The sequence below is a fragment of the Geodermatophilus sp. URMC 62 genome (genome assembly GCF_052931475.1).
In genome coordinates, this window is the sequence record NZ_JBRFHY010000001.1 from 1105424 (window position 1) to 1126547 (window position 21124).

Here is a 21124-nt window from a genome sequence, read left to right on the forward strand (position 1 = left end):
CCGCGTAGTCGTGTAGGCTCGTTCGACCCCCTATCGCCCAACCACATGGTGGCTGAACTCGCCGTCCAGGATGACCCACTTCCAGGGGCTGTCGTACGTTGGCGACCACTTTGTCCACCACCAGTGCCCTGACACCGGCGTCGTGCGAACGTCTACCGGACCAGAAGCAGACCGACTTCCTGATCACGCCGGTAGAGGCGACCCACGCACTCCCGGTAAGGGTCGAAGCGCGCGTCCGGCGTGTGCTGTAACCAGTCCGGTCTCCGCGCCACTCCGCCGACGCTACCGGTGGTGCCCACAGAGGTAGTTCACCGCCGCCTGTCCCAAACCGGCCCACTTGGGGACAGGTCCACCCCCGATTGCTGTGTAAGGAAATCGTCCAGGCTACGGCGCTGGAAGTCTGCGCGAAGGACTTCTCGGCTCTGCGGACGTCGGCGACCCGGACTAAGGTGCGCTTGGCCGGACATCAGTGCTCGGGGTGCATGGTGACCTGCCGGTACTGCCGCACAGAAGCGCGATTCGCTCCTGCTGAGGCGGCCCGGTTCGCCGAGCAGAACTACAGAGGCCAGCCGCCGTCGACGCGGAAAATCTCCGTCTCCGGCGGCCTCGAGAGGGCGAGGCCTACGTCGCCGAAGAAATGCGCGAGCTTCTCCCCAAGGCGTTCTCGGACCGATTCCGCCTGCTGCTGCGTGTCCCACAGAGAAAAGAGGGCCTCCTTCTGTTCGAAGGAGCTCGGGACACCCTGCCTGATGCGGTCTTCCTCCGCCTGAATCAGAGAGTCGTAGTCAGGGTCGTCCTCGGGGACCAAGAACCAGGCCCCGCGGCAGCCATCAAGTTCAGTGATGAGTGAGAGGGCCGCCGGCACCTCCTGCGCATCGCCCTGCCGGATGGCCTGCAGGCGCTTGAGGTTGTCGATCCCATGGCTGCTGCTGCCCGACCCGGAACGTGTACCTGCTCAGTCGCGCATACATCGGCGGCCCTCTTTCCACCCTGGCAGGAGGGTGGCACCGGGGCTAGGAGCGCGTCGAGGACCTCGAGTCGGCAGATGTCCTTGAGGCCGTCTTCCGTGCGAGTCGCCGCGCGTGTCCGTGAGCGGCCCACTCAGGGACGCCGCCCCAGCGCTGTCGTCTCTCAGGGTCCAGGGGGCGAGTATGGACTCGGATCTGCCGGCCAGGCCCTGGAAGGACTCGAACCACTTCACGACGGCCGTCGTCGAGCCTGACACTGCTGCCATGACGGAAGCGCGGGTTGGCCTCGAGCAACTCGTGGTCGACTTCTTCGGGCGGATGCGGGCGGGTGACCGGGTCGGCGCGCGAGCCCTGTGGGGCCCGGACGCCGTCTGGCACATCACCGGCAGTCACCACCTGACGGGTGACTACCAGATCGACGCGTACATGGACTTGCTCAGCAAGTGGTACCGGGACCACCCCCATTACAAGGGCGAGTGGGTCTCGTCCCAGAGCTACGGGGACGACTTCGTCGTGGCCTACGCGCGCACGACCGGCGGAGACAAACCGGGAACAGCCACCGTCCTCGCGGTCTATCGAGTCGCGGACGGCCTACTGCAGGAAGGCTGGGCTCTCTTCGCCGATCCGCGTTACCCGGCCTGACGCCCCCGCAGCGGTCCCCCGAGGCGATGGCGGGGTGGGCGGGACCGAGCGCCCGGGCGGTGGTGAGCAAGGCTGCGTACTCCAGTGCACGTCAGGACCTCATGGCGCTGTAACTCACGGAGCCCGAAGCGCGGAATCCGGGTATTCGACGGTTCTGACGTGCAAATCAGTGGGCTGTCCCGGAAGCCGTCTTCAGACGCGCAGGAAATCGCAGCGGCTGACCGCTTGATCGATCATGCTCTAGCTGGCGGCGGGGCCGGTCGCGTCAGGAGGACGGGCGAGTTAGAGTGCCCGCCAGTAGGCGCAGTTGCGGCGTTCGGCGCGGCTGATCGTCGAGGGCAGGCACGAGGGCCACGCTCGCGAAGGTGCTAACGCTCCGTGAACTGTGGACCCCTCGTGCCTGCCGCCCCATCGTGCATCCTTGACCCGCTGCGCGAGCAGTTCCTGGTCCTGCTGCCCCCGCATGTTGATGAGCACCCGCTGGGCTGTCACCGGCCGCGCATCGACGACGCCGTGGTGTTCGACAAGCTCGTCGAGGCGCTGGTGTTCGGCTGTGGCTACGAACGACTCGCTGACGCCTCCTGCTCGGCAACCACGATGCGCCGCCGCCGCGACGAGTGGATCCGGCTGGGCGTCTGGGACCGGCTGAGGCTGGTGTGCGTGGACGCCTACGACCAGATAATCGGCCTGGACCTGGCCGACCTTGCCGTGGACGGCTGCACCACCAAGGCCGTCTGCGGAGGCGAATGCGCCGGCCGCAGCCCCGTCGACCGCGGCAAGGGCGGCATGAAGCGCTCGCAACTGACCGACGGTGGCGGCGTTCCGCTGGCCACCGTCTCCGCGCCGGCCAACACCCGCGATGACGCCCTCCTGCCGGCCACCCTCGATGCGCTCAAGGACTTCGCTCCACTGCCCGCCGACGTGACGGTGCACCTGGACGCCGGGTATGACTACCGCCCCTGTCGGGAGGCACTCGATGAGCGGGGATTGCACGGCCAGATCGTCCATCGCGGCACTCCCGCACCGATCCAGGTCGGCCGCCGATGGGTCGTCGAGCGGACCAACTCGTGGCTCAACGACTTCGGCAAACTCCTCCGCTGCACCGAACGACGCCGCGCCTGCGTCGACGCCTACCTGGCCCTGGCTGCCGCCATCGTCACGATCCGTGCCCTGCTGCGGGCCGCCTGGTACCGCTACCGCTGGAACACCCGGTCAAGATCACCGCGCATCCGCTGACCTATTGGCGGACGTCCTTATTGACGGAGGAGCACCGGCGAGCGTGTCTCTGGCGCGAGCGCTAGCTGTGGTTGCCGGGGAGGCTGGTCGACCACCGATGTCCCGATGCCCGTCCACATGCTCCTCGCCGCTCTCCACAGCCGGCACCCTCGAGCGACTGTGGAGCGGTCCCACCACCGCTGAGGAGGGCTCCGGCGGGCCCGCGGATCACTCCTCTCAGTCCGCACACAGTCCGCAGAGTCCGCAGATGGTCCGCAACTCGGCCAACTTCAACCGTCGTTGATCAACACTGCTCAGCGGTGAACGTGCAGGTCAGCCCCGGGTTCCGTCAAATGCCGCACACAGCCGTAAACCCCAGGTCAGTTCGACAACTACCGCTGAGCCGGCTGCCGCCCGCGGTGCCACGCCCCCCGTCCCGGCCCCGGCGCGCGGCCGGCGGAGGCGCGGGGCGGCCCGGCGTGGTGGGACGGTGACCGCGGGGAGCGCGGGGGCGGCCCTGCTGCGGGCCGAGGGCCTGCTGGTCGGGTACGCCACCGAGCCGGTGTGCGCGCCGGTCGACGTCGTCCTGGGGCCCGGGCGGGCGCTGGGCCTCGTCGGCGCCAACGGCGCGGGCAAGTCCACGCTGCTGCAGACCCTCGTCGGGCTCCTCGCCCCCCTGGGCGGGACGGTCGCCCTCGACGGCCGGGAGGTCGACGAGCGGCGGGCCGACTTCCGCCGGGACGTGGCCTGCGTGCTCGACGACGACGCGTTCTTCCCGTCGCTGACCGGCCGCGAGCACCTGCTCACCGCGCGGGGCCACGGGGTGCGGGACGCCGAGGCGGTGGTGGAGGCCGAGGTGGCGGCGTTCGGGCTGGCCGACCGGGTCGACGCCCTGCCGTCGCAGCTGTCGTCCGGGCAGCGCCGCCGGCTGGCGCTGGCGGCGGCCCTCGTCCGGCCGGCCCGGCTCGTCGTGCTCGACGAGCCCGAGCGGCGTCTCGACGCCGGGATGCGCGCCCGGCTGGCCGGACGGCTGGCCCGGCACCGGGACGAGGGCGCCGCGCTCGTCTTCGCCTGCCACGACGCCGACTTCCTCCGCGCCGTGGCCGACGAGGTGCTCCTGCTCGGCGAGGCCGCCTGCCACCGGCTCGACCCCTCCGCGGCCGCCGACGTCCTCCCGACCCTGTGACCGGCTCGTCCCCCGTCGTCGCCGTCCGCGCCGCCGAGCTCTCCGGCGCCGCCGTCCGGCGGCTGACCCGGCGGGCCACGGCCGCGCGGGCCGACACCACGCTGACCGCCCGGCTCGGCGAGGTCTACGGCCACCTGGTCTCGGTGGCGATCGGCGTCGCGGTGCTCGCCGGGGCGGTCGCCTCGCTGCGCGAGCGGATCTCGCTGGCCGGGGCGCCGGTCACCGTGCCCGTGCTGCCGGCCGGGGTCACCGCCGCGGTCGCCGTCTCGCTGGCGGTCGCGGGTCTCGTCGTCTGCCTGGACCGGCTGGGACCGGTGAGCAGCACTCCCGCCGCGGCCGCCTGGTGGCTGCCGCTGCCGGCCGGCCGCCGCGAGCTCCTGCGCGGGGAGCTGGTCCGGGTCGTCACGGCGGTCACCGGCGCCGCCGTCGTGCTGGCCCTGCCGCCGGCGCTGACCCTGACCGACACCCCCTCCCCCGCCGGCGTCGCCGCCGTCCTCACCGGGACGGCGGGGTGTGCGGCCGCCGTGGTCGGGGCCGTGGCCCTCAACCAGACGCGGGGGCGACCGGGCCGGCTGGCGCCGGTCGCCGGCACCGTGGCCGTGGGGACGGCCGTGGCGGCGGTCGCCGTGGGCACCGCGTCCGCGCTCACCGGCGGCGGGGTCGTCCCCTCCCTGCCTGCGGCACCCACCGGCGGTGCGGTCGTGCTGGCGGCCGCGGCCGTCCCCCTGCTCGCCGGCGCCGTCGCCGGGCTCGACCGGCTGGGCGCCGCGCAGCTGCGCGCGCTCGGGGCGACGTCGCAGCACGCGGCCGCCTCGGCGGTCTCGCTCGACACCCGGGAACTGGGCCGGGCGCTGGCCGCCCGCCGTCCGCGCGCGCCCCGGCGCGGCCGCCGCTTCGCCCGCGTCTCCGGCGCCTGGCAGGCGGTGGTCGCCGCCGACGGCACCGCGCTGGTCCGCTCCCCCTGGCACCTCGGCCAGGCGCTGGTCGCGATCGCGGTCCCCGTCGTGGTCGCCTACACCGCGGGGCTCGGGTCCCTCCCCCTGGCCGTGTGGACCGCGTGCGTGGCCGGCTGGGCGCTCGCGGCCGTCGCGGCCGGTCACCCGGCGCGTCAGGCCCAGACGGCCCCGGCGCTCGACCGCCTGCTGCCGCTCTCGACCGCCGGGGTCACGGTCGCGCGTGCCGTCGTGCCGTTCGCCCTGCTCACGGCGGTGACCGCGCTGACCGGGCTGCTGATCGGCGTGGCGAGCCACGCGCCGGCCCTCGTGACCGGCCTGTGCGCCGCCACGGCTCCGGCCTGGGCCGCCGCGTCGCTGCGCGGCGCCTTCCGTGCCGAGATCGACTGGTCCGGCCCGGTCGTCGCCACCCCGATGGGCGTGGTCCCCACCGGGGTGGGGGCGACGCTCGTGCAGGGGGTCGACGTCGGGCTGGTGGGCAGCCTGCCGCTCGCCGTGGCCCTCGTCTCCGGTGGGCCGACACCGTTCCTGCTGGCCGTCCAGCTCGCGTGGTCGGCGCTGCTGTGCGCCGGCGCGCTCGCCCTGGTGGCCCGCCGCGGCAACCGGGCCCGGTGACGGCACCGCCCCGTGCCGCGCGGTCCTCGCCCGGACGCCGCCGGCACGGTCAGACGACGGCCGGGGTCAGCGACCGCCGCCGGGGGACGAACTCCCCACGCACGTCGAGCACGTACTCCTCGGCGCCCTGCGGGGTGGCGGCGATCTCCCGCAGCGCCTGCCCCAGCAGCGGGATGTCGGTGAGGTAGGTCTGCCGGTTCGCGCTGACCCGGACCGCACCCGGCAGCCGGTGCCGGGCCCCGCTGCGGACGTCGGCGTGGAACTGGGCCACCTCGGCCTCGGAGAGACCGAGCAGCCGGCCCATGTAGGGGTGCGCGCAGAAGCAGCCGCTGCGGGTGCCGATCGCCCACTCGTTGGCCAGCCGGGCGGCGAGCAGCCCGTGCGGCACGCCCTCGAGGTTGAAGGCGGCGACCGGCAGCCGGTCCCCGGTGACCGGGCCCAGCCGGCGCAGGCCGGGGACGGAGCGCAGCTCGGAGTCGAGGGCACGGACCAGGTGGTCCTCGTGCGCCCGCACCGACGACCACCCGTCGCTGCGCAGCTCGTCCGCGGCGGCGGTGAGGGCCACGACGCCGACGACGTTCGGCGAGCCGGCGTCGTCGCGGTCAGGACCGTCGGCCCAGACGACGTCGTCGAACGAGACGGCCTTCACCGCGCCGCCGCCGACGAGGAACGGCTCTCCCGCGGCGAGCAGCGCGTGCGGGACGACGAGGGCGCCGGCGCCGAACGGCGCGTACATCTTGTGGCCGGAGAAGGCGATCACGTCGATGCCCAGGGCGGTGATGTCGACGGGGCGGTGCGGCACGAGCTGGGCGCCGTCGACCACCACCAGGACGCCGCGCTGGCGGGCCGCGGCGGCGATGGCCCGCAGGTCGGGCAGCCAGCCGGTGACGTTGGAGCCGCCGGTGACGGCCAGCACGCGCGGCCGCGGGTGCTGGTCCAGCGCGGCCTCGACCGCGGCGACGTCGAAGGTGCCGCTCTCGTCGACGTCCACGACGCGCAGCCGGGCGTGCCGCTGCCAGGGCAGCAGGTTGGCGTGGTGCTCGACGGCCGTGGTGACGACGACGTCGTCCCGGGTGAGCCCCAGGCGGAAGGCCAGCAGGTTGATCGCCTCGGTGGTGTTCCGGGGGAACAGCGCGGTGTGCGTGGCCGGGTCGCCGCCGACGAAGCGCACGACGGTCTCGCGCGCCTCCTCGTAGCGCCGGCTGGTGAGCTGGGACCGGATGCCGGCCCCGCGGTGCACGCTCGCGTACCAGGGGAGGAACTCCTGGACCGCCCGGGCGACGACGACCGACGCCGAGCTCGTGGCGGCCGTGTCCAGGTCGACGTACTGGCGGGGCTGCCCGTCGAGCACCGACACCCACAGGTCGTCGCCCACGTACTGGCCGGCCGTGAAGGACAGCGTCATCTCCATGGCAGCCTGATCGACCTCCGGGCGCCGAACTTGAGCGACTCCCCTGATCTCACCCGGGGGAGGCACCTCCCGTGTGGTCGCTCAAGTCACGTCGGAGCAGGTCCGATCTGCCCGGTATGACGATGCACGACACCGGCGCCGAGGCGCAGCCGCGTCCCCGCCGGGCCTTCCGCCTGACCTCCCGGGTCTTCTGGGACATGGCGATCTACATGGTCGGCCTGGGCCTGGCCGTCGGTTTCGTGTTCCCGCCGTTCGCGGTGCTGCTCGGCGTGCCCGAGACCATCGCCGACCGCCCGCTGTTCGCCTCCGCGTGCCTGGTCGCCGGCTTCCTCGTGGGCGCGATGAACTACGCGCTGTGCCGCGGGGTCGTCGGCGGCCGCATGGAGGTGCTCGGCAGCCACCTGCGGTCGGCGACCGGCGTCATCACCTCCGCCACCAGCTCCGGCGACTGGTCGGCGGCGGTCTTCGAGCGGATCACCGTCGACTCCGACGACCAGATCGGTGAGGCCGGCCGCGCCTTCAACAGCCTGCTCGGCGCCGTCGAGGGCCGCAAGGAACTGGAGGACCGGCTGCGCTACCAGGCCTTCCACGACGCGCTCACCGGCCTGCCGAACCGCGCCCTGTTCATGGAGCGGATGGCCGAGGCCGACCTCGCCCGCCGGGAGTCCGGCACGCCGTCGGCCGTGCTGTTCCTCGACGTCGACAACCTCAAGGCGGCCAACGACAGCCTCGGGCACGAGGGCGGCGACGCCCTGATCAGGCTCCTCGCCGAGCGCATGGTCGGCAGCGTCCGCGACACCGACACCGTGGCCCGCCTCTCCGGTGACGAGTTCGCCATCCTGCTCACCGGCCCCGGCAGCGCGCACCAGGCCGAGCGGGTGGCGCACCGCATCCTCGACTCGCTGCGGGCGCCCACGCGCATCGGTGACCACGTGGTGCGCACCGGGCTGAGCATCGGCCTGGCCACCTCGGACGCGTGCGCGGCCAGCGCCATCAGCATGCTGCGCGCCGCCGACCTGGCGATGTACGCGGCCAAGACCGGCGGCAAGGGCCGGCTGGAGGTCTTCCAGCCCAGCCACCACACGGCCCAGGTGCAGCGCGATGCCGTCCGGGCGGACCTGTCCGGCGCGCTCGACGCCGAGCAGCTCGAGCTGCACTACCAGCCCATCGTCGACGTCCGCACGCAGGTCGTCGTCGGGTTCGAGGCGCTGGTCCGGTGGCGGCACCCCGAGCGGGGACTGGTGTCCCCGCTGGAGTTCATCCCGCTGGCCGAGGAGACCGGCCTGATCGTGCCGATCGGCCGCTGGGTGGTGCAGGAGGCGACGCGGCAGGCCGCCGTCTGGCAGCACCGCTCGCCGCTGGGCCGGCTGCGGATGAGCGTCAACGTCTCCGTCCGGCAGTTCCACCACCCCGACCTGGTCGGGGACGTCGCCGAGGCGCTGCGGCAGTCGGGCCTGGCCCCGTCGCTGCTCACCCTGGAGATCACCGAGTCGCTGTTCGCGCACGACACCGAGGAGACGACCCGCAAGATCGACCAGCTCAAGGCCCTGGGTGTGCGGCTGGCCCTCGACGACTTCGGCACGGGCTACTCGTCGCTGGGCTACCTGCGGCGCTTCCCGATCGACACCCTGAAGATCGACAAGTCCTTCATCGACGGGGTGACGACCGGCGCCGAGGGGCACGCCGTGGTCGCGGCCATCACCCGGCTCGCCCAGGACCTGCACCTGGAGGTGGTGGCCGAGGGGCTCGAGACCGGCGACCAGGTCGAGACCCTGCGCGCCCTGCACTGCCCGCTCGGCCAGGGCTACCACTTCTCCCGCCCGCTGGTGCCCGGCGACGCGGTGAAGCTGCTGCTGACCGGGCGCCGGTCCGAGCCGGCGATGCTCGTCCCCGCGTGACACCGAGGCCCCGCGCCACCGAGGCCCCGCGCCACCCGGCGCGGGGCCGCGGCCGTAGGGCACCTCAGCCGCCGCGGGGCCCCCGGGCCATCCGCTCCAGCCGGGCGATCCGCTCGGCCATCGGCGGGTGGGTGGCGAACAGCGCCGCCAGCCCGGCCGACCGGAAGGGCGCGGCGATCATCAGGTGGCTCTGGGTGACCAGGCGGTCGTCGGCCGGCAGCGGGCGGGCCGCCGCCCCCCGGGAGATGCGGCGCAGCGCGTCGGCGAGGGCCAGCGGGTCACCGGACAGGCGCGCGCCGTCGGCGTCGGCCTGGTACTCGCGGCCGCGGCCGACCGCCAGCCGGACCAGGACGGCGGCCAGCGGCCCGAGCACGACGAGCAGCAGCGTGCCGAGCACGTTGCCCCCGCCGCGGTCCTCCGAACGGCCGCCGGACAGCGCGCCGAACGCGGCCAGGTGGGCCAGGTAGGTGACGACGGTCGCCAGCGCGCCGGCGACCGAGCTGAGGAGGATGTCGCGGTTGTAGACGTGGGAGAGCTCGTGGGCCAGCACCGCGCGCAGCTCCCGGCGGTCGAGCAGCTCGAGGACTCCCTGCGTGCAGCAGACCGCCGCGCGGCGCGGGGTCCGGCCGGTGGCGAACGCGTTGGGCTGGTCGGTGGGGCTGACGTAGAGGCGCGGCATCGGCTGGCGTGCCTCGGTGGCCAGCTCGCGCACCATCGCGTACAGGCCCGGCGCCTGCGTCTCGGTCACCGGGAAGGCGCGCATCGCGCGCAGCGCCAGCCGGTCGGAGCGCCACCACGCCCAGCCGTTGACCCCCAGGGCGACGACGAGGGCGACCAGCAGCCCCCCGCGGCCGCCGACGAGGGCACCCGCGGCGAGGACGAGACCGGCCATCAGCCCCAGCAGGAGCGCGGTCCGCACCTCGTTGCCCCAGCGCCGCACCCCCCGTGAACGGAGTGCCCCCGACCGCCGTTCCCGGGTCCGACGGGTGACGCCGCTCACGGACGGCAGCGTCCGGAATCCCCGGCGGCCACGCTCGGTTGTCGCCTCCGAACGCCACGCGTGCCAACCGCTGACGTGATCCGCGTCACGCGACCAGCCGGGTCACACGCCCGTAACCTGTGGTCTTTGGAGGTAGCACACGATGACTGCTCTCGAACCGTCCACCACGCCCGGCAGCTCGGCCCCCGGTGGCCTCGTCAAGAGCGTGGTCGAGCTCGACCGCGTCGTCATCCGGCTCGCCGGCGACTCCGGCGACGGCATGCAGCTGACGGGCAACCGCTTCACCAGCGAGACCGCGTCCTTCGGCAACGACCTCTCGACGCTGCCCAACTTCCCGGCCGAGATCCGCGCGCCGACGGGGACCCTGCCCGGCGTCAGCTCGTTCCAGCTGCACTTCGCCGACCACGACATCATGACCCCGGGCGACGCCCCCGACGTCCTGGTGGCCATGAACCCGGCGGCGCTCAAGGCCAACCTCGCCGACCTGCCCGGCGGCGGGCTGGTGATCGTCGACAGCGACGAGTTCACCCCCCGCAACCTGGCCAAGGTCGGCTACGCGACCAGCCCGCTCGAGGACGGCTCCCTCGACGGCTGGCAGGTCGTCAGCGTGGCGCTCACCAGCATGACGCTGGAGGCGCTCAAGGACACCGGCCTCGGCAAGAAGGAGGCCGAGCGGAGCAAGAACATGTTCACGCTGGGCCTGCTCAGCTGGATGTACCACCGGCCGACCGAGGGCACCGTCCGCTTCCTCGAGCGCCAGTTCCGCCGCAAGCCCGAGATCGCCGCGGCGAACATCGCCGCCTTCCGCGCCGGCTACAACTACGGCGAGACGACGGAGGCCTTCGCGGTCTCCTACGAGATCAAGCCGGCCCCCATGGCCCCGGGCCGCTACCGCAACATCTCCGGCAACCAGGCGCTCGCCCTCGGGCTGGTCGCGGCCGGTCAGCGGTCGGGCCTGCCGGTGTTCCTCGGCGCCTACCCGATCACCCCGGCGTCGGACATCCTCCACGAGCTGTCCCGGCACAAGTCCTTCGGCGTGCGCACCTTCCAGGCCGAGGACGAGATCGCCGGCATCGGCTCGGCCATCGGTGCCTCCTTCGGCGGTGCCCTGGGCGTCACGACGACGTCGGGCCCCGGCGTCTCGCTGAAGTCCGAGGCCCTGGGTCTGGCGGTGATGACCGAGCTGCCGCTCGTCGTCGTCGACGTCCAGCGCGGCGGCCCCTCGACCGGGCTGCCGACCAAGACCGAGCAGTCGGACCTGCTGCAGGCGATGTTCGGCCGCAACGGCGAGGCGCCGCTGCCGGTCATCGCGCCCCGCTCCCCCGGTGACTGCTTCGACGCGGCGCTGGAGGCGGCGCGGATCGCGCTGAAGTACCGGACGCCGGTCATGCTGCTGTCCGACGGCTACCTGGCCAACGGCGCCGAGCCGTGGTCGGTGCCGTCGGTGGAGGACCTGCCCGACCTGACGGTGGACTTCGCCACCGAGCCCAACGGCGCGGCCGCCGACGGGACGCCGGAGTTCCTGCCCTACCTGCGCGACCCGGAGACGCTGGCCCGCCCGTGGGCCGTCCCGGGCACCGCGGGCATGCAGCACCGCATCGGTGGGCTGGAGAAGGCCGACAGGACCGGCAACATCTCCTACGACCCGGCCAACCACGACCTGATGACCCGGCTGCGGCAGGCCAAGGTCGACGGCATCGCCGCCGACATCCCGCCGACCGACGTCGACGACCCCGACGGCGACGCCCGCGTGGCGGTCATCGGCTGGGGCTCGACCTACGGGCCGATCGGCGCGGCGTGCCGGCGGATCCGCCGCTCGGGCCGCTCGGTCGCCCAGATCCACCTGCGGCACGTCAACCCCATGCCGGCCGACCTCGGTGAGGTCCTGAGCCGCTACGACCGGGTGGTCTGCCCCGAGATGAACCTCGGGCAGCTGTCGCTGTTGCTGCGCGCGAAGTACCTCGTCGACGTCCAGAGCCACACCCAGGTGCGCGGGCTGCCCTTCCGGGCCGCCGAGCTCGCCGCGGTGGTCCAGGACGTCATCGACTCCACCGCTCCCACCGCCGCCACCGGAGGCACGAAGTGACCACCTCCCCGCACGTGCACGACCTCGGCATGCCGGGGACGCCGATCGACGCCAACATCCAGCAGGCGATCGCGGACTCGGTCGACAGCCAGGGCGAGAAGCAGACCTCGCTCAAGGCGAAGGACATGAAGACCGACCAGGAGGTCCGCTGGTGCCCCGGCTGCGGTGACTACGTCATCCTCAACGCCGTCCAGAGCTTCCTGCCCAGCCTCGGCATCGCCCGCGAGGACATGGTCATCGTCTCGGGCATCGGCTGCTCGTCCCGCTTCCCGTACTACATGAACACCTACGGGATGCACTCGATCCACGGCCGCGCCCCGGCCATCGCCACCGGCCTGGCCGCCTCCCGGCCGGACCTGTCGGTGTGGGTCGTCACCGGCGACGGCGACGCGCTGTCCATCGGCGGCAACCACCTGATCCACGCGCTGCGCCGCAACGTGAACATGACGATCCTGCTGTTCAACAACCGGATCTACGGGCTGACCAAGGGTCAGTACTCCCCCACCTCCGAGGTCGGCAAGGTCACCAAGTCCACCCCCATGGGCTCCCTGGACCACCCGTTCAACCCGGTGTCGCTGGCGATCGGTGCCGATGCGACCTTCGTCGGCCGGGCCATGGACTCCGACCGCAAGGGCCTCACCGACGTGCTGCGGCAGGCGGCCGAGCACCAGGGCACCTCGCTGGTCGAGATCTACCAGAACTGCAACATCTTCAACGACGGTGCGTTCGACCTGCTCAAGGACCCGACCACCGGCCCGATGTGGACCATCCCGCTGGTGCACGGGCAGCCGCTGGTGTTCGGCCCGGACGGCGCCTCCTGCGTGGTCCGCGACGAGTTCGGCGGGCTGCGGATCGCCGAGACCAACCAGGTCGACGCCGGCGAGATCGTCGTCCACGACGCGACCCGCCAGGACCCGTCCTACGCGTTCGCCCTGTCGCGGCTGTCGAGCCAGGACCTGCGCTACACGCCGATGGGCGTGTTCCGCTCGGTGCAGAAGGCGACGTACGACCGGATGATGGCCGACCAGCTCGAGGAGGCCCGCACGCAGGCGCCGGGCGACCTCGAGGCGCTGCTGTCCGGCGGCGACACCTGGACCGTCTCCGCGTAGTCCTCCTCGGTCCCGACCGGGCCCGTCCCCGCACCGCGGGGGCGGGCCCGGTCGGCGTTCACGACCGTCCGGGCGTCGCGCGCAGCACCGTGGCCAGCAGCGTGGTCAGCACCGGCAGGGACTGGGTGAGCTCGGCGCGGGACGGCGCGGCGAACCCGAGCACCAGGCCGGCCGCCGGCCGGTGCGGCTCCGGGCCGGCCCAGTGGCGTCCGAGCCCGTCGACGACGATCCCCCGCGCCGCCGCGTCGGCGACCGCGGCCTCCTCGGCGTCCCGGCCGGGCAGCGGGACCAGGACGTGCGCCCCTGCCGGGTCGCCCTCCGCGGGCACCCCGGCCCCGGCCAGCGCGCCCACCACGAGGGCCCGCCGCTCGGCGAGCTCGCGGCGCAGCCGGCGCAGGTGCCGGGCGAGGTCGCCGGAGGCGGCCAGCGCGGCGAACACCCGCTGCCCCGCGCGCGCCGGACGGGTGCCGGTCGCGGTCCGGGCGGCCAGCAGGTCCGCGCGCAGGGACGGGGGCGCCACCAGCCAGCCGACGCCGAGGGTCGGGCTGACGACCTTGCTGCTGGTCCCGAGGTGCACGACGACGTCGGGGCCGAGCGCGGCCAGCAGCGGCAGCGGGGCGACGTCGTAGCGCAGCTCCCCGTCGTAGTCGTCCTCCAGGACCCACCAGCCCTCGGCGCGCGCCCGGGCGACGAGGGCCACCCGCCGGGACGCCGACAGCCGCCGGCCCAGGGGGAACTGGTGTGCCGGCGTGCAGTAGACCGCGGCCAGGCCGACCGGCAGGTCGTCGACGACCAGCCCGTCGTCGTCCACCGGGCAGGGGACCACCTGCACGCCGGCGGCCCGCAGCGCCCCGGCCGCCCGCTGGTAGCCGGGGTCCTCCAGCCCGACCCGGCTGCCCGGGGGCAGGAGGCGGGCGACCTCGGCGACCGCCGCGGAGGTGCCCGCGGTGGCCAGCACGTCGGACGGGGACGCGGCCAGCCCCCGGTGCCGGAGGAGGTGTTCGGTGACGGCGAGCTGGAACCCCGGGTCCCCGGCCGCCTCCGGGCCGCCGTCGGGCGGGAGGTCGCCCGCGGCCCGCCAGGCCCGCCGCCAGGCGCCTCGGTCGAGCACCTCCAGGCAGGGCGTCCCGGCCCGCAGGTCGACGGTGGGCCGGGCCCCGGACGGCGACGGTGGCCGCGGCGCGGACACGGCAGGACCGGCGGGGGCCGCCCCGACGACGTAGGTGCCCGAGCCGCGCCGCCCGGCGGCCCACCCCTCGGCCAGCAGCTGGTCGTAGGCGGCGGAGGTGACGGTGCGGCTGACCCGCAGCGCCGCGGCCAGCTCGCGGGTCGAGGGCAGCCGGTCCCCGGACCGCAGGACCCCGCCCGCGGCCGCCGCGCGCAGCGCGTCGGCGAGCTGCACCGACAGCGGCCGGCCCGATGTGCGGTCGAGCACCACGGGGGGCACGTCCACACCGCACCTCCTCGCTCGAGTGGCCTGGTGGAAGGGCAGCCTACTGGCCCTTGGAGGAGGCCAGTCGGTGGCCCAGGGTGGGTGCATGACCGCCGCACGACCGCTCTCCCCCACCGCCCGCAGCACCGTCCGCCGGGGCGCCACACGCGCCCGGACCGACCGCGCCGAGCTGCACGCCGTCCTCGACGCCGGGCTGGTCGGGCACCTCGGGATCGTGCTCGACGGCGCTCCCGTCGTGCTGCCCACCGGCTACGGCCGGAGCGGCGACACCCTCTACCTGCACGGGTCCACCGGCGCGGCCACCCTGCGCGCCGCGGCCGCCGGCGGACCGGTCTGCTTCACCGTCACCCACGTCGACGGCGTGGTCTACGCCCGCTCGGCGTTCCACCACTCGATGAACTACCGCTGCGCCGTCGTCCACGGGACCGCGCGGCTCGTCGACGACCCCGCCGAGCGGCTGCTCGGGCTGGAGGCGCTCACCGAGCACCTGGCGCCGGGCTCGTGGACGGCGACCCGGCAGCCGGACCGCAAGGAGCTGGCCGCGACGGCGCTGCTGGCCCTGGACCTCACCGAGGCGAGCGTCAAGGTGCGGACCGGGCCACCCGGCGACGACGAGGCCGACCTGGGCCTGCCGGTGTGGGCCGGGGTGCTGCCGGTGCGCACCGTCGTCGGGGAGCCCGAGCCGTGCCCGCTCCTGCCGGCCGGGACGCCGGTGCCCGACCGGGTGCTCAGCCGACGGGTGTGACCACGACACGGTCGGCCTCCCGGCCGACACCGCGGCCGGGTGCCGTCCCCCACCGGCGCTGAGCCCAACCCGCCGCGCCTGCGCGGACCCTGCCCCCCGTCGGCCTCCCGGCCGACACCGCGGCCGGGTGCCGTCCCCTACCGGCGCTGAGCCCAACCCGCCGCGCCTGCGCGGACCCTGCCCCCTGTCGGCCTCCCGGCCGACACCGCGGCCGGGTGCCGTCCCCCACCGGCGCTGAGCCCAACCCGCCGCGCCTGCGCGGACCCCTCCGGGGCCCACTCGGCGCGACGACCCGCTACGCGGGGACGACGCGCAGGAGGCGGTCGTCGCCGTCGCCGTTGTCGGTGGTCAGGTAGAGCGCACCGTCGGCGCCGAGCAGCGGCGTGCGCACCCGGCCGTAGGCGTCCTCCAGCTCCGGTACGCGGAACTGCTCGACCAGCTCGCCCTCCTCGTCCAGGCGCAGCGCGAGCACCCCCGTGCCCTTCTGCACCCCGAGCAGCAGGACGCCGTCGTAGCCGCCCCACTGCGGGCCGCTGAGGAAGTCGCCGCCGCTGGTGGCGATGGTCGGGGCGCCGGAGGACCACACGGCGGTGACGGCGCCGGGGATGCCGGGGTCGGTCATCGGGACGCTCTCGTCGTACGCGCCGGCCGGTCCGTCGGGAGCGCCGTCGGGGTCGTAGCCGTAGTTCGCGCCGGGGACCGACCGGTTGACCTCGTCGTCGCGGCGGGTGCCCTGCTCGACGGTGTAGACCTCGCCGGTCCCGGGCCGGACGGCGATGCCCTGCACGTTGCGGTGGCCGTAGCTGAGCACCAGACGGGTGCGCGGGTCGGCCGAGCCGGCGAACGGGTTCCCGGGAGCCGGGCCGCCGGTGGCCGCGTCGATCCGCAGCACCTTGCCGGCGAGGGTCGAGAGGTCCTGCGCGTTGCTGCCGACGGCGTTGTCCCCGGTGCCCACGAGCAGGGCGCCCGAGGGGTCGAAGCGGACGCGGCAGCCGCCGTGCCGGCCGGTGCGCTCGTTGACCGGGATGTCGCCGAGCAGCGGGTCGTCCACGCGGGTCGCCGTCGTCCAGCCGGCGTCGACGGTCCAGGCGATGACCTGGATCTCCGCTCCGTCGTCCTCCTCGACGCCCTGGCAGGTGTAGAACCGCCGGTTCCCGGCGAAGGCTGGGTCGAGCACCAGGCCCATCAGGCCGGTCTCGCCGTCGGCGAAGAGGTCGGAGGAGTCGGCGTCGAGCGCGCGGGTCGTCCCGTCGGGCAGCACCGCGGTGAACCCGCCGCCGCGCTCGTCGACGAGCAGGGTGCCCTCCGGGGCGAGAGCGACGTCCCAGGGGTGGTCGAGCCCGTCGAGGACGGTCTCCACCCGCAGCGCCGGGACGGCCACCGAGGGACTCGCGACGACGCCGGGGATGTCGGGAGCCCCGTCGTCGACCTGCGCGGCACTGCAGCCGGCGAGCAGCACCAGGGCCACCAGCACGGCCCCCGCGCAGGGACCGGCCGCGAGCCTGCCAGCGGTGGGGGGCACGGGGTCCTCTGTCAGCTGGTGCGGGTCACCACGTAGTCGCACAGCGCCGAGAGGGCGTCGCGGACGTCGCCGGCCGGCACGTCGGACAGGGAGGCCCGCGCGCGGTCGGCGTAGTCGCGCAGCACCTCGGTGGCCCGGGCCAGCGCCGCGGACCCGCGCAGCAGGGCGAGCGCCTCGGCGTGCTCGGCCGCGTCGGACAGCGGGCGCGCGACCAGCTCGCGCAGCCGGGCCTCGGCCGGGTCGGCGCCGGCCAGCGCGATCAGCGCGGGCAGCGTCGCGATGCCCTCGCGCAGGTCGGTGCCCGGCGACTTCCCGGAGGCGCCGTCCTCGCTGACGATGTCGATCAGGTCGTCGGAGAGCTGGAAGGCCACGCCCACGAGCTCGCCGAAGCGGGTGAGCGCCTCGACGAGCGCGGGGTCGACGCCGGCGAAGGAGGCGCCGAAGCGGGCCGAGGTGGCCACCAGGGAGCCGGTCTTGTCGGCGAGCACCTCGAGGTAGTGCGCCACCCGGTCCTCACCGGGGCGGGCCCCCACGGTCTCGCGGATCTGCCCGGTGACCAGCCGCTCGAACGTGCGGGCCTGGATGCGCACCGCCTCGGGCCCGAGGTCGGCGAGGATGTCGGAGGCGCGGGCGAAGAGGAAGTCGCCGGTGAGGATCGCGACGCTGTTGGTCCAGCGGCTGTTGGCGCTGGGCGCCCCGCGGCGGACGGCGGCCTCGTCCATGACGTCGTCGTGGTAGAGCGTCGCCAGGTGGGTGAGCTCGCAGACGACGGCCGCTCGCACGACCTCCGGCGCCTGCGCGTCGCCGAGCTGGGCGGCCAGCAGCGCCAGCATCGGCCGAAACCGCTTGCCGCCCGCGGCCATCAGGTGCCCGGCCGCCTCGGAGACGAACGAGTGGTCGCTGGCCACCGCGGCCGCCAGCGCCGCCTCCACCCGGCCCAGGCCGTCTGTCAGGGACGCGCCGAGCGGGCCGCCGGGCAGCCAGGCGCCGACGGTGGAGGCGGGGGTCGAGATGCGGTGCCAGACCTCGGCCGGGGCGTCCCCGTCGACGGCGGCACGGGGTCCGGTCATCAACCGACGAAGATAGCCGCCTGGTCCGCCAGGCCCAGCACCGACCCGGGGACGATCCCGAGGACGAGGGTGGCCGCCGCGGTCACCGCGAGCACGATCGTGGTGGGCAGGCCGGGCACGCCGACGGTGGGGCCGTCGACCGCGGGCTCGGAGAAGTACATGAGCACGATGACCCGCAGGTAGAAGAAGGCCGCCACCGCGCTGGCCAGCAGCGCGACCACCGCCAGCGGCCAGGCGCCGTCCTCGATCGCGGCCCGGAAGACGGCGAACTTGCCGGTGAACCCGCTGGTCAGCGGGATGCCGGCCAGCGCCAGCAGGAACAGGCTCATCACCGCGGCGGTCAGCGGGGAGCGCTGCGCCAGCCCCGCCCACTGCGACAGGTGGGTGGCCTCGCCGTCGCCGCTGCGCACCAGGGTGAGGACGGCGAAGGCGCCCAGCGTGGTCAGGCCGTAGGCCAGCAGGTAGAACATCGTGGCCGACAGCCCCGAGCCGGCGGCCTCCCCGGCGACGGAGAACCCGAGGACGCCGGTGAGCAGGAAGCCGGCGTGCGCCACCGACGAGTAGGCGAGCATCCGCTTGAGGTCGGTCTGGGTGAGCCCCAGGACGGCGCCCACGACCATCGAGACGATCGCGACGCCGTAGACCAGCGGCCGCCAGGTCCACTCGTCGGTGCCGAAGGCGACGTAGAGCAGCCGCAGGATGGCGCCGAAGGCCGCGACCTTGGTGCAGGCGGCCATGAAGGCGGTCACGGGGGTCGGCGCGCCCTGGTAGACGTCGGGCGTCCAGGTGTGGAACGGCGCCACGCTGGCCTTGAACAGCAGGCCGACGACGAGCAGCGCCAGCCCGAGGACGAGCAGCACGCCGCCGGTGCCCACGGCGTCACGGACGTCGGCGAGCCGCACGCTGCCCGTGGCGCCGTAGACCAGCGCCAGGCCGTAGAGGAAGAACGCCGAGGCGAACGCCCCCAGCAGGAAGTACTTGACCGCCGCCTCCTGGGAGAGCAGCCGGCGCCGGCGGGCCAGGCCGCTGATCAGGTAGAGCGGCAGGCTGAGCACCTCGAGGGCGACGAACATGACCAGCAGGTCGTTGGCCGCGACGAAGAGCATCATGCCGCCGATGGCGAAGGCCGCCAGCGGGTAGACCTCGGTCTGTACCCGCGGGACGGTGAGCAGCTCCCGGTCGCGGACGCTGCCGGCCGGCACGGCCGCGGAGACGACGAACGCCGAGCGGGCGGGGTCGAGGTTGCGCTCGGCGAACAGCAGGATCGACAGCGCGCCCAGGCCGGCGATCGTCGCCTGGAGGAACAGCCCGGCGCCGTCGACGGCGAGCGCCCCCCCGGCCGTGATCTCGTGGGCCCCGGCCAGCAGCAGGGTGCTGACCAGCGCGCCGACGGTGCCCAGCAGGGCGATGGCGACCTGCACCGCGTGCCGATCGCGCGGGCCGAAGGCCTCCACCAGCACCCCGACGCAGGCGGCGGCGAAGACGAACAGCAGCGGCGTGAGCGCGGCCAGCGATAGGTCGGGGGCCTCGATCGGCATCAGTCGGTCCCCTCGGGAGAGCCGGCGGGAGTGGTGCCGGCCGGGTCGGCCCCGACGTCGCCCATCGTGGCGGCGACGGCCGGTTCGATCAGCCGGACCAGCGGCTGCGGGTACACGCCGAGCACCACGATCAGCGCCACCAGCGGGGCGACGACCGCGACCTCCCGGCGGGACAGGTCGCGCACCCGCAGGACCGCGCGGGCCGGTGCCGGCGCGGTGAGCGTGGCCGTCGCCGTGGCCGTGGCGGCGCTCGCGCCGTGCCCGCCGGCGGGGGCTGCCGGGACGCCGTCGGTGAGGGCGTCGGTGAGGGCGTCGGCGTCGGCGGGGCCGGCGAGGATCCCGCGCGGCGGGCCGTGCATCGTCCGTTGGTAGAGCAGCAGCACGTAGAGCGCGGCGAGCACGATGCCGACGGTGGCGAGGACGGTGAACACCGGACGGGTCGGGAACGAGCCGATGAGCACGAGGAACTCGCTGACGAAGCTGTTGGTGCCCGGCAGCGCCAGCGAGGCCAGCCCCGCGACGAGGAACACCCCGGCCAGCTTGGGCGCCGCGCCGGCCACACCGCCGTAGTCGCCGACCAGCCGGGAGCCGCCGCGGGCGATGAGCATGCCGACGACGAGGAACAGCAGGCCGGTCGCGATGCCGTGGTTGACCATGTAGAGCACCGCGCCGGTGCCGGCCTCGGTGGTGAACGCGAAGACGCCCAGCGCGATGAAGCCGAAGTGGGCGATCGAGGTGTAGCTGACCAGCCGCTTCATGTCGCTCTGCCCCATGGCCAGCAGCGCCGCGTAGAGGACCCCGGCGACGGCGAGCACGAGGACGTAGGGCGCGAACTCCCGCGAGGCGTCGGGGAACAGCGGCAGGCAGTAGCGCAGGAAGCCGAAGGTGCCGACCTTGTCGAGGACGCCGACGAGCAGCACCGCCCCGCCGATCGGGGCCTCGGCACCGGCGTCGGGCAGCCAGGTGTGGAAGGGCACCAGCGGCGCCTTGATGGCGAAGGCCACGAAGAAGCCGAGGAACAGCAGCCGCTGCACGCCCGGGTCGATGTCGATCCCGTTGAGCGCGGTGAAGGAGAAGGTGCCCTCCCCCGCGGCCTCGCTGACGACGTAGAGCCCGATGACGGCGGCGAGCATGACCAGCCCGCCCACCAGGCTGTAGAGGAAGAACTTCACCGCGGCGTACTGCCGGCGCGGGCCGCCGAAGCTACCCACGATGAAGTACATCGGGACGAGCATCGCCTCGAAGAAGACGTAGAAGAGGAAGACGTCGGTGGCGGCGAAGACGCCGACCATGCAGGCCTCGAGCAGCAGCAGCCAGGCCCAGAAGGCGCGCATCGAGCGGCGCCCGGGCGCGACGTCGCGCCAGGAGGCGAGCACCACGACGGGGACGAGGACGCCGACCAGCAGGAGCATCACCAGCGCGATGCCGTCGACGCCGAGGGCGAAGTCGACGCCGAAGCCGGGGATCCACGGGACCGAGCTGGTCAGCTGGAACCGGTCGCCGTCGGGGTCGAAGGCGACGGCGGCCAGCACGGCCAGCAGCAGCACGACCAGGCTCACGCCCAGGGTGACCTGACGGGCCAGGGCCGCGTTCGCGCGGGGCAGCGCCGCGACACCGGCGGCGCCGAGCGCGGGCACCACCAGCATCGCGAGCAGGAGCAGGGAGTCGCTCACGCCAGGCTCCTCGGTGTCGTGGTCGGCACGTCGTCGTCTC

General features: G+C 74.3%; 16 protein-coding genes. 8 read left to right on the forward strand and 8 right to left on the reverse strand.

Annotation, left to right across the window (positions count from 1 at the left end; all coding sequences use genetic code 11):
* Window positions 1-556: 556 nt before the first annotated feature.
* Window positions 557-865, reverse strand: coding sequence for a hypothetical protein (locus ACU616_RS05250; RefSeq protein WP_446757421.1), 309 nt, complete (start codon window positions 863-865; stop codon window positions 557-559).
* A gap of 286 nt (window positions 866-1151) precedes the next feature.
* Here ACU616_RS05250 and ACU616_RS05255 point away from each other — a divergent pair, with 286 nt between their 5' ends.
* The 4 genes from ACU616_RS05255 to ACU616_RS05270 all read left to right on the forward strand — a co-directional run bounded on the left by ACU616_RS05255 (window position 1152) and on the right by ACU616_RS05270 (window position 5579).
* The gene (locus ACU616_RS05255; RefSeq protein ID WP_446757422.1) at window positions 1152-1610 is read left to right on the forward strand and encodes a nuclear transport factor 2 family protein; all 459 of its coding nucleotides are present in this window, start codon (window positions 1152-1154) and stop codon (window positions 1608-1610) included.
* 396 nt (window positions 1611-2006) lie between these two features.
* Window positions 2007-2846 (forward strand): IS5 family transposase, encoded by an 840-nt coding sequence (locus ACU616_RS05260; protein WP_446757423.1) that lies wholly within the window; start codon window positions 2007-2009, stop codon window positions 2844-2846.
* Between the two features lie 469 nt (window positions 2847-3315).
* Window positions 3316-4011 carry an ABC transporter ATP-binding protein gene (locus ACU616_RS05265; protein WP_446757424.1) on the forward strand — a complete coding sequence of 232 codons (696 nt, stop codon included), beginning with the start codon at window positions 3316-3318 and terminating at the stop codon, window positions 4009-4011.
* Window positions 4008-5579: a DUF6297 family protein gene (locus tag ACU616_RS05270; RefSeq protein WP_446757425.1), complete on the forward strand. Its 1572-nt coding sequence runs from the start codon at window positions 4008-4010 to the stop codon at window positions 5577-5579. The genes ACU616_RS05265 and ACU616_RS05270 overlap by 4 nt, the downstream gene beginning before the upstream one ends.
* A 49-nt stretch (window positions 5580-5628) precedes the next feature.
* On the opposite strand, the gene ACU616_RS05275 is transcribed toward ACU616_RS05270, so the two are convergent.
* On the reverse strand, window positions 5629-6990 hold the full coding sequence (locus ACU616_RS05275) for an aminotransferase class V-fold PLP-dependent enzyme (protein ID WP_446757426.1): 1362 nt from the start codon (window positions 6988-6990) through the stop codon (window positions 5629-5631).
* A gap of 116 nt (window positions 6991-7106) precedes the next feature.
* On the opposite strand from ACU616_RS05275, the gene ACU616_RS05280 reads away from it, so the two are divergent.
* Window positions 7107-8888: a putative bifunctional diguanylate cyclase/phosphodiesterase gene (locus ACU616_RS05280; protein WP_446757427.1), complete on the forward strand. Its 1782-nt coding sequence runs from the start codon at window positions 7107-7109 to the stop codon at window positions 8886-8888.
* 64 nt (window positions 8889-8952) lie between these two features.
* On the opposite strand, the gene htpX is transcribed toward ACU616_RS05280, so the two are convergent.
* Window positions 8953-9888 carry a zinc metalloprotease HtpX gene (gene htpX / locus ACU616_RS05285; RefSeq protein ID WP_446757428.1) on the reverse strand — a complete coding sequence of 312 codons (936 nt, stop codon included), beginning with the start codon at window positions 9886-9888 and terminating at the stop codon, window positions 8953-8955.
* A 142-nt stretch (window positions 9889-10030) separates the two neighbouring features.
* Between htpX and ACU616_RS05290 the strand changes: the two genes are divergently transcribed.
* On the forward strand, window positions 10031-11974 hold the full coding sequence (locus ACU616_RS05290; protein ID WP_446757429.1) for a 2-oxoacid:acceptor oxidoreductase subunit alpha: 1944 nt from the start codon (window positions 10031-10033) through the stop codon (window positions 11972-11974).
* Window positions 11971-13083: a 2-oxoacid:ferredoxin oxidoreductase subunit beta gene (locus ACU616_RS05295; protein WP_446757430.1), complete on the forward strand. Its 1113-nt coding sequence runs from the start codon at window positions 11971-11973 to the stop codon at window positions 13081-13083. Before ACU616_RS05290 ends, ACU616_RS05295 begins: the two co-directional genes overlap by 4 nt.
* Window positions 13084-13141: 58 nt before the next feature.
* On the opposite strand, the gene pdxR is transcribed toward ACU616_RS05295, so the two are convergent.
* Window positions 13142-14536 carry a MocR-like pyridoxine biosynthesis transcription factor PdxR gene (pdxR, locus tag ACU616_RS05300; RefSeq protein WP_446757431.1) on the reverse strand — a complete coding sequence of 465 codons (1395 nt, stop codon included), beginning with the start codon at window positions 14534-14536 and terminating at the stop codon, window positions 13142-13144.
* An 85-nt stretch (window positions 14537-14621) separates the two neighbouring features.
* Here pdxR and ACU616_RS05305 point away from each other — a divergent pair, with 85 nt between their 5' ends.
* Window positions 14622-15281 carry a pyridoxamine 5'-phosphate oxidase family protein gene (locus ACU616_RS05305; RefSeq protein WP_446757432.1) on the forward strand — a complete coding sequence of 220 codons (660 nt, stop codon included), beginning with the start codon at window positions 14622-14624 and terminating at the stop codon, window positions 15279-15281.
* Between the two features lie 295 nt (window positions 15282-15576).
* On the opposite strand, the gene ACU616_RS05310 is transcribed toward ACU616_RS05305, so the two are convergent.
* Genes ACU616_RS05310 through ACU616_RS05325 form a run of 4 tightly spaced genes read right to left on the reverse strand, consistent with a single transcriptional unit; the run spans window position 15577 to window position 21084 of the window.
* Entirely contained in the window at window positions 15577-16803 is a 1227-nt protein-coding gene (locus ACU616_RS05310) for a PQQ-dependent sugar dehydrogenase (protein WP_446757433.1), read from the reverse strand.
* Between the two features lie 11 nt (window positions 16804-16814).
* Entirely contained in the window at window positions 16815-17873 is a 1059-nt protein-coding gene (locus ACU616_RS05315) for a polyprenyl synthetase family protein (RefSeq protein ID WP_446757434.1), read from the reverse strand.
* The gene (gene nuoN, locus ACU616_RS05320; RefSeq protein WP_446757435.1) at window positions 17873-19411 is read right to left on the reverse strand and encodes an NADH-quinone oxidoreductase subunit NuoN; all 1539 of its coding nucleotides are present in this window, start codon (window positions 19409-19411) and stop codon (window positions 17873-17875) included. The genes ACU616_RS05315 and nuoN overlap by 1 nt, the downstream gene beginning before the upstream one ends.
* A complete protein-coding gene (locus tag ACU616_RS05325) occupies window positions 19411-21084 on the reverse strand; it encodes an NADH-quinone oxidoreductase subunit M (protein WP_446757436.1) in 1674 nt (557 codons plus the stop codon). Before ACU616_RS05325 ends, nuoN begins: the two co-directional genes overlap by 1 nt.
* Between the last annotated feature and the right edge of the window lie 40 nt (window positions 21085-21124).

Bases quoted from the DNA above. Each gene is read 5' to 3' on its own strand.
- ACU616_RS05305 (WP_446757432.1), top strand. From the start codon at position 14,622: ATGACCGCCGCACGACCGCTCTCCCCCACCGCCCGCAGCACCGTCCGC.
- nuoN (WP_446757435.1), bottom strand. From the start codon at position 19,411: ATGCCGATCGAGGCCCCCGACCTATCGCTGGCCGCGCTCACGCCGCTG.
- ACU616_RS05290 (WP_446757429.1), top strand. From the start codon at position 10,031: ATGACTGCTCTCGAACCGTCCACCACGCCCGGCAGCTCGGCCCCCGGT.
- ACU616_RS05255 (WP_446757422.1), top strand. From the start codon at position 1,152: ATGGACTCGGATCTGCCGGCCAGGCCCTGGAAGGACTCGAACCACTTC.
- ACU616_RS05315 (WP_446757434.1), bottom strand. From the start codon at position 17,873: ATGACCGGACCCCGTGCCGCCGTCGACGGGGACGCCCCGGCCGAGGTC.
- ACU616_RS05275 (WP_446757426.1), bottom strand. From the start codon at position 6,990: ATGGAGATGACGCTGTCCTTCACGGCCGGCCAGTACGTGGGCGACGAC.
- ACU616_RS05280 (WP_446757427.1), top strand. From the start codon at position 7,107: ATGACGATGCACGACACCGGCGCCGAGGCGCAGCCGCGTCCCCGCCGG.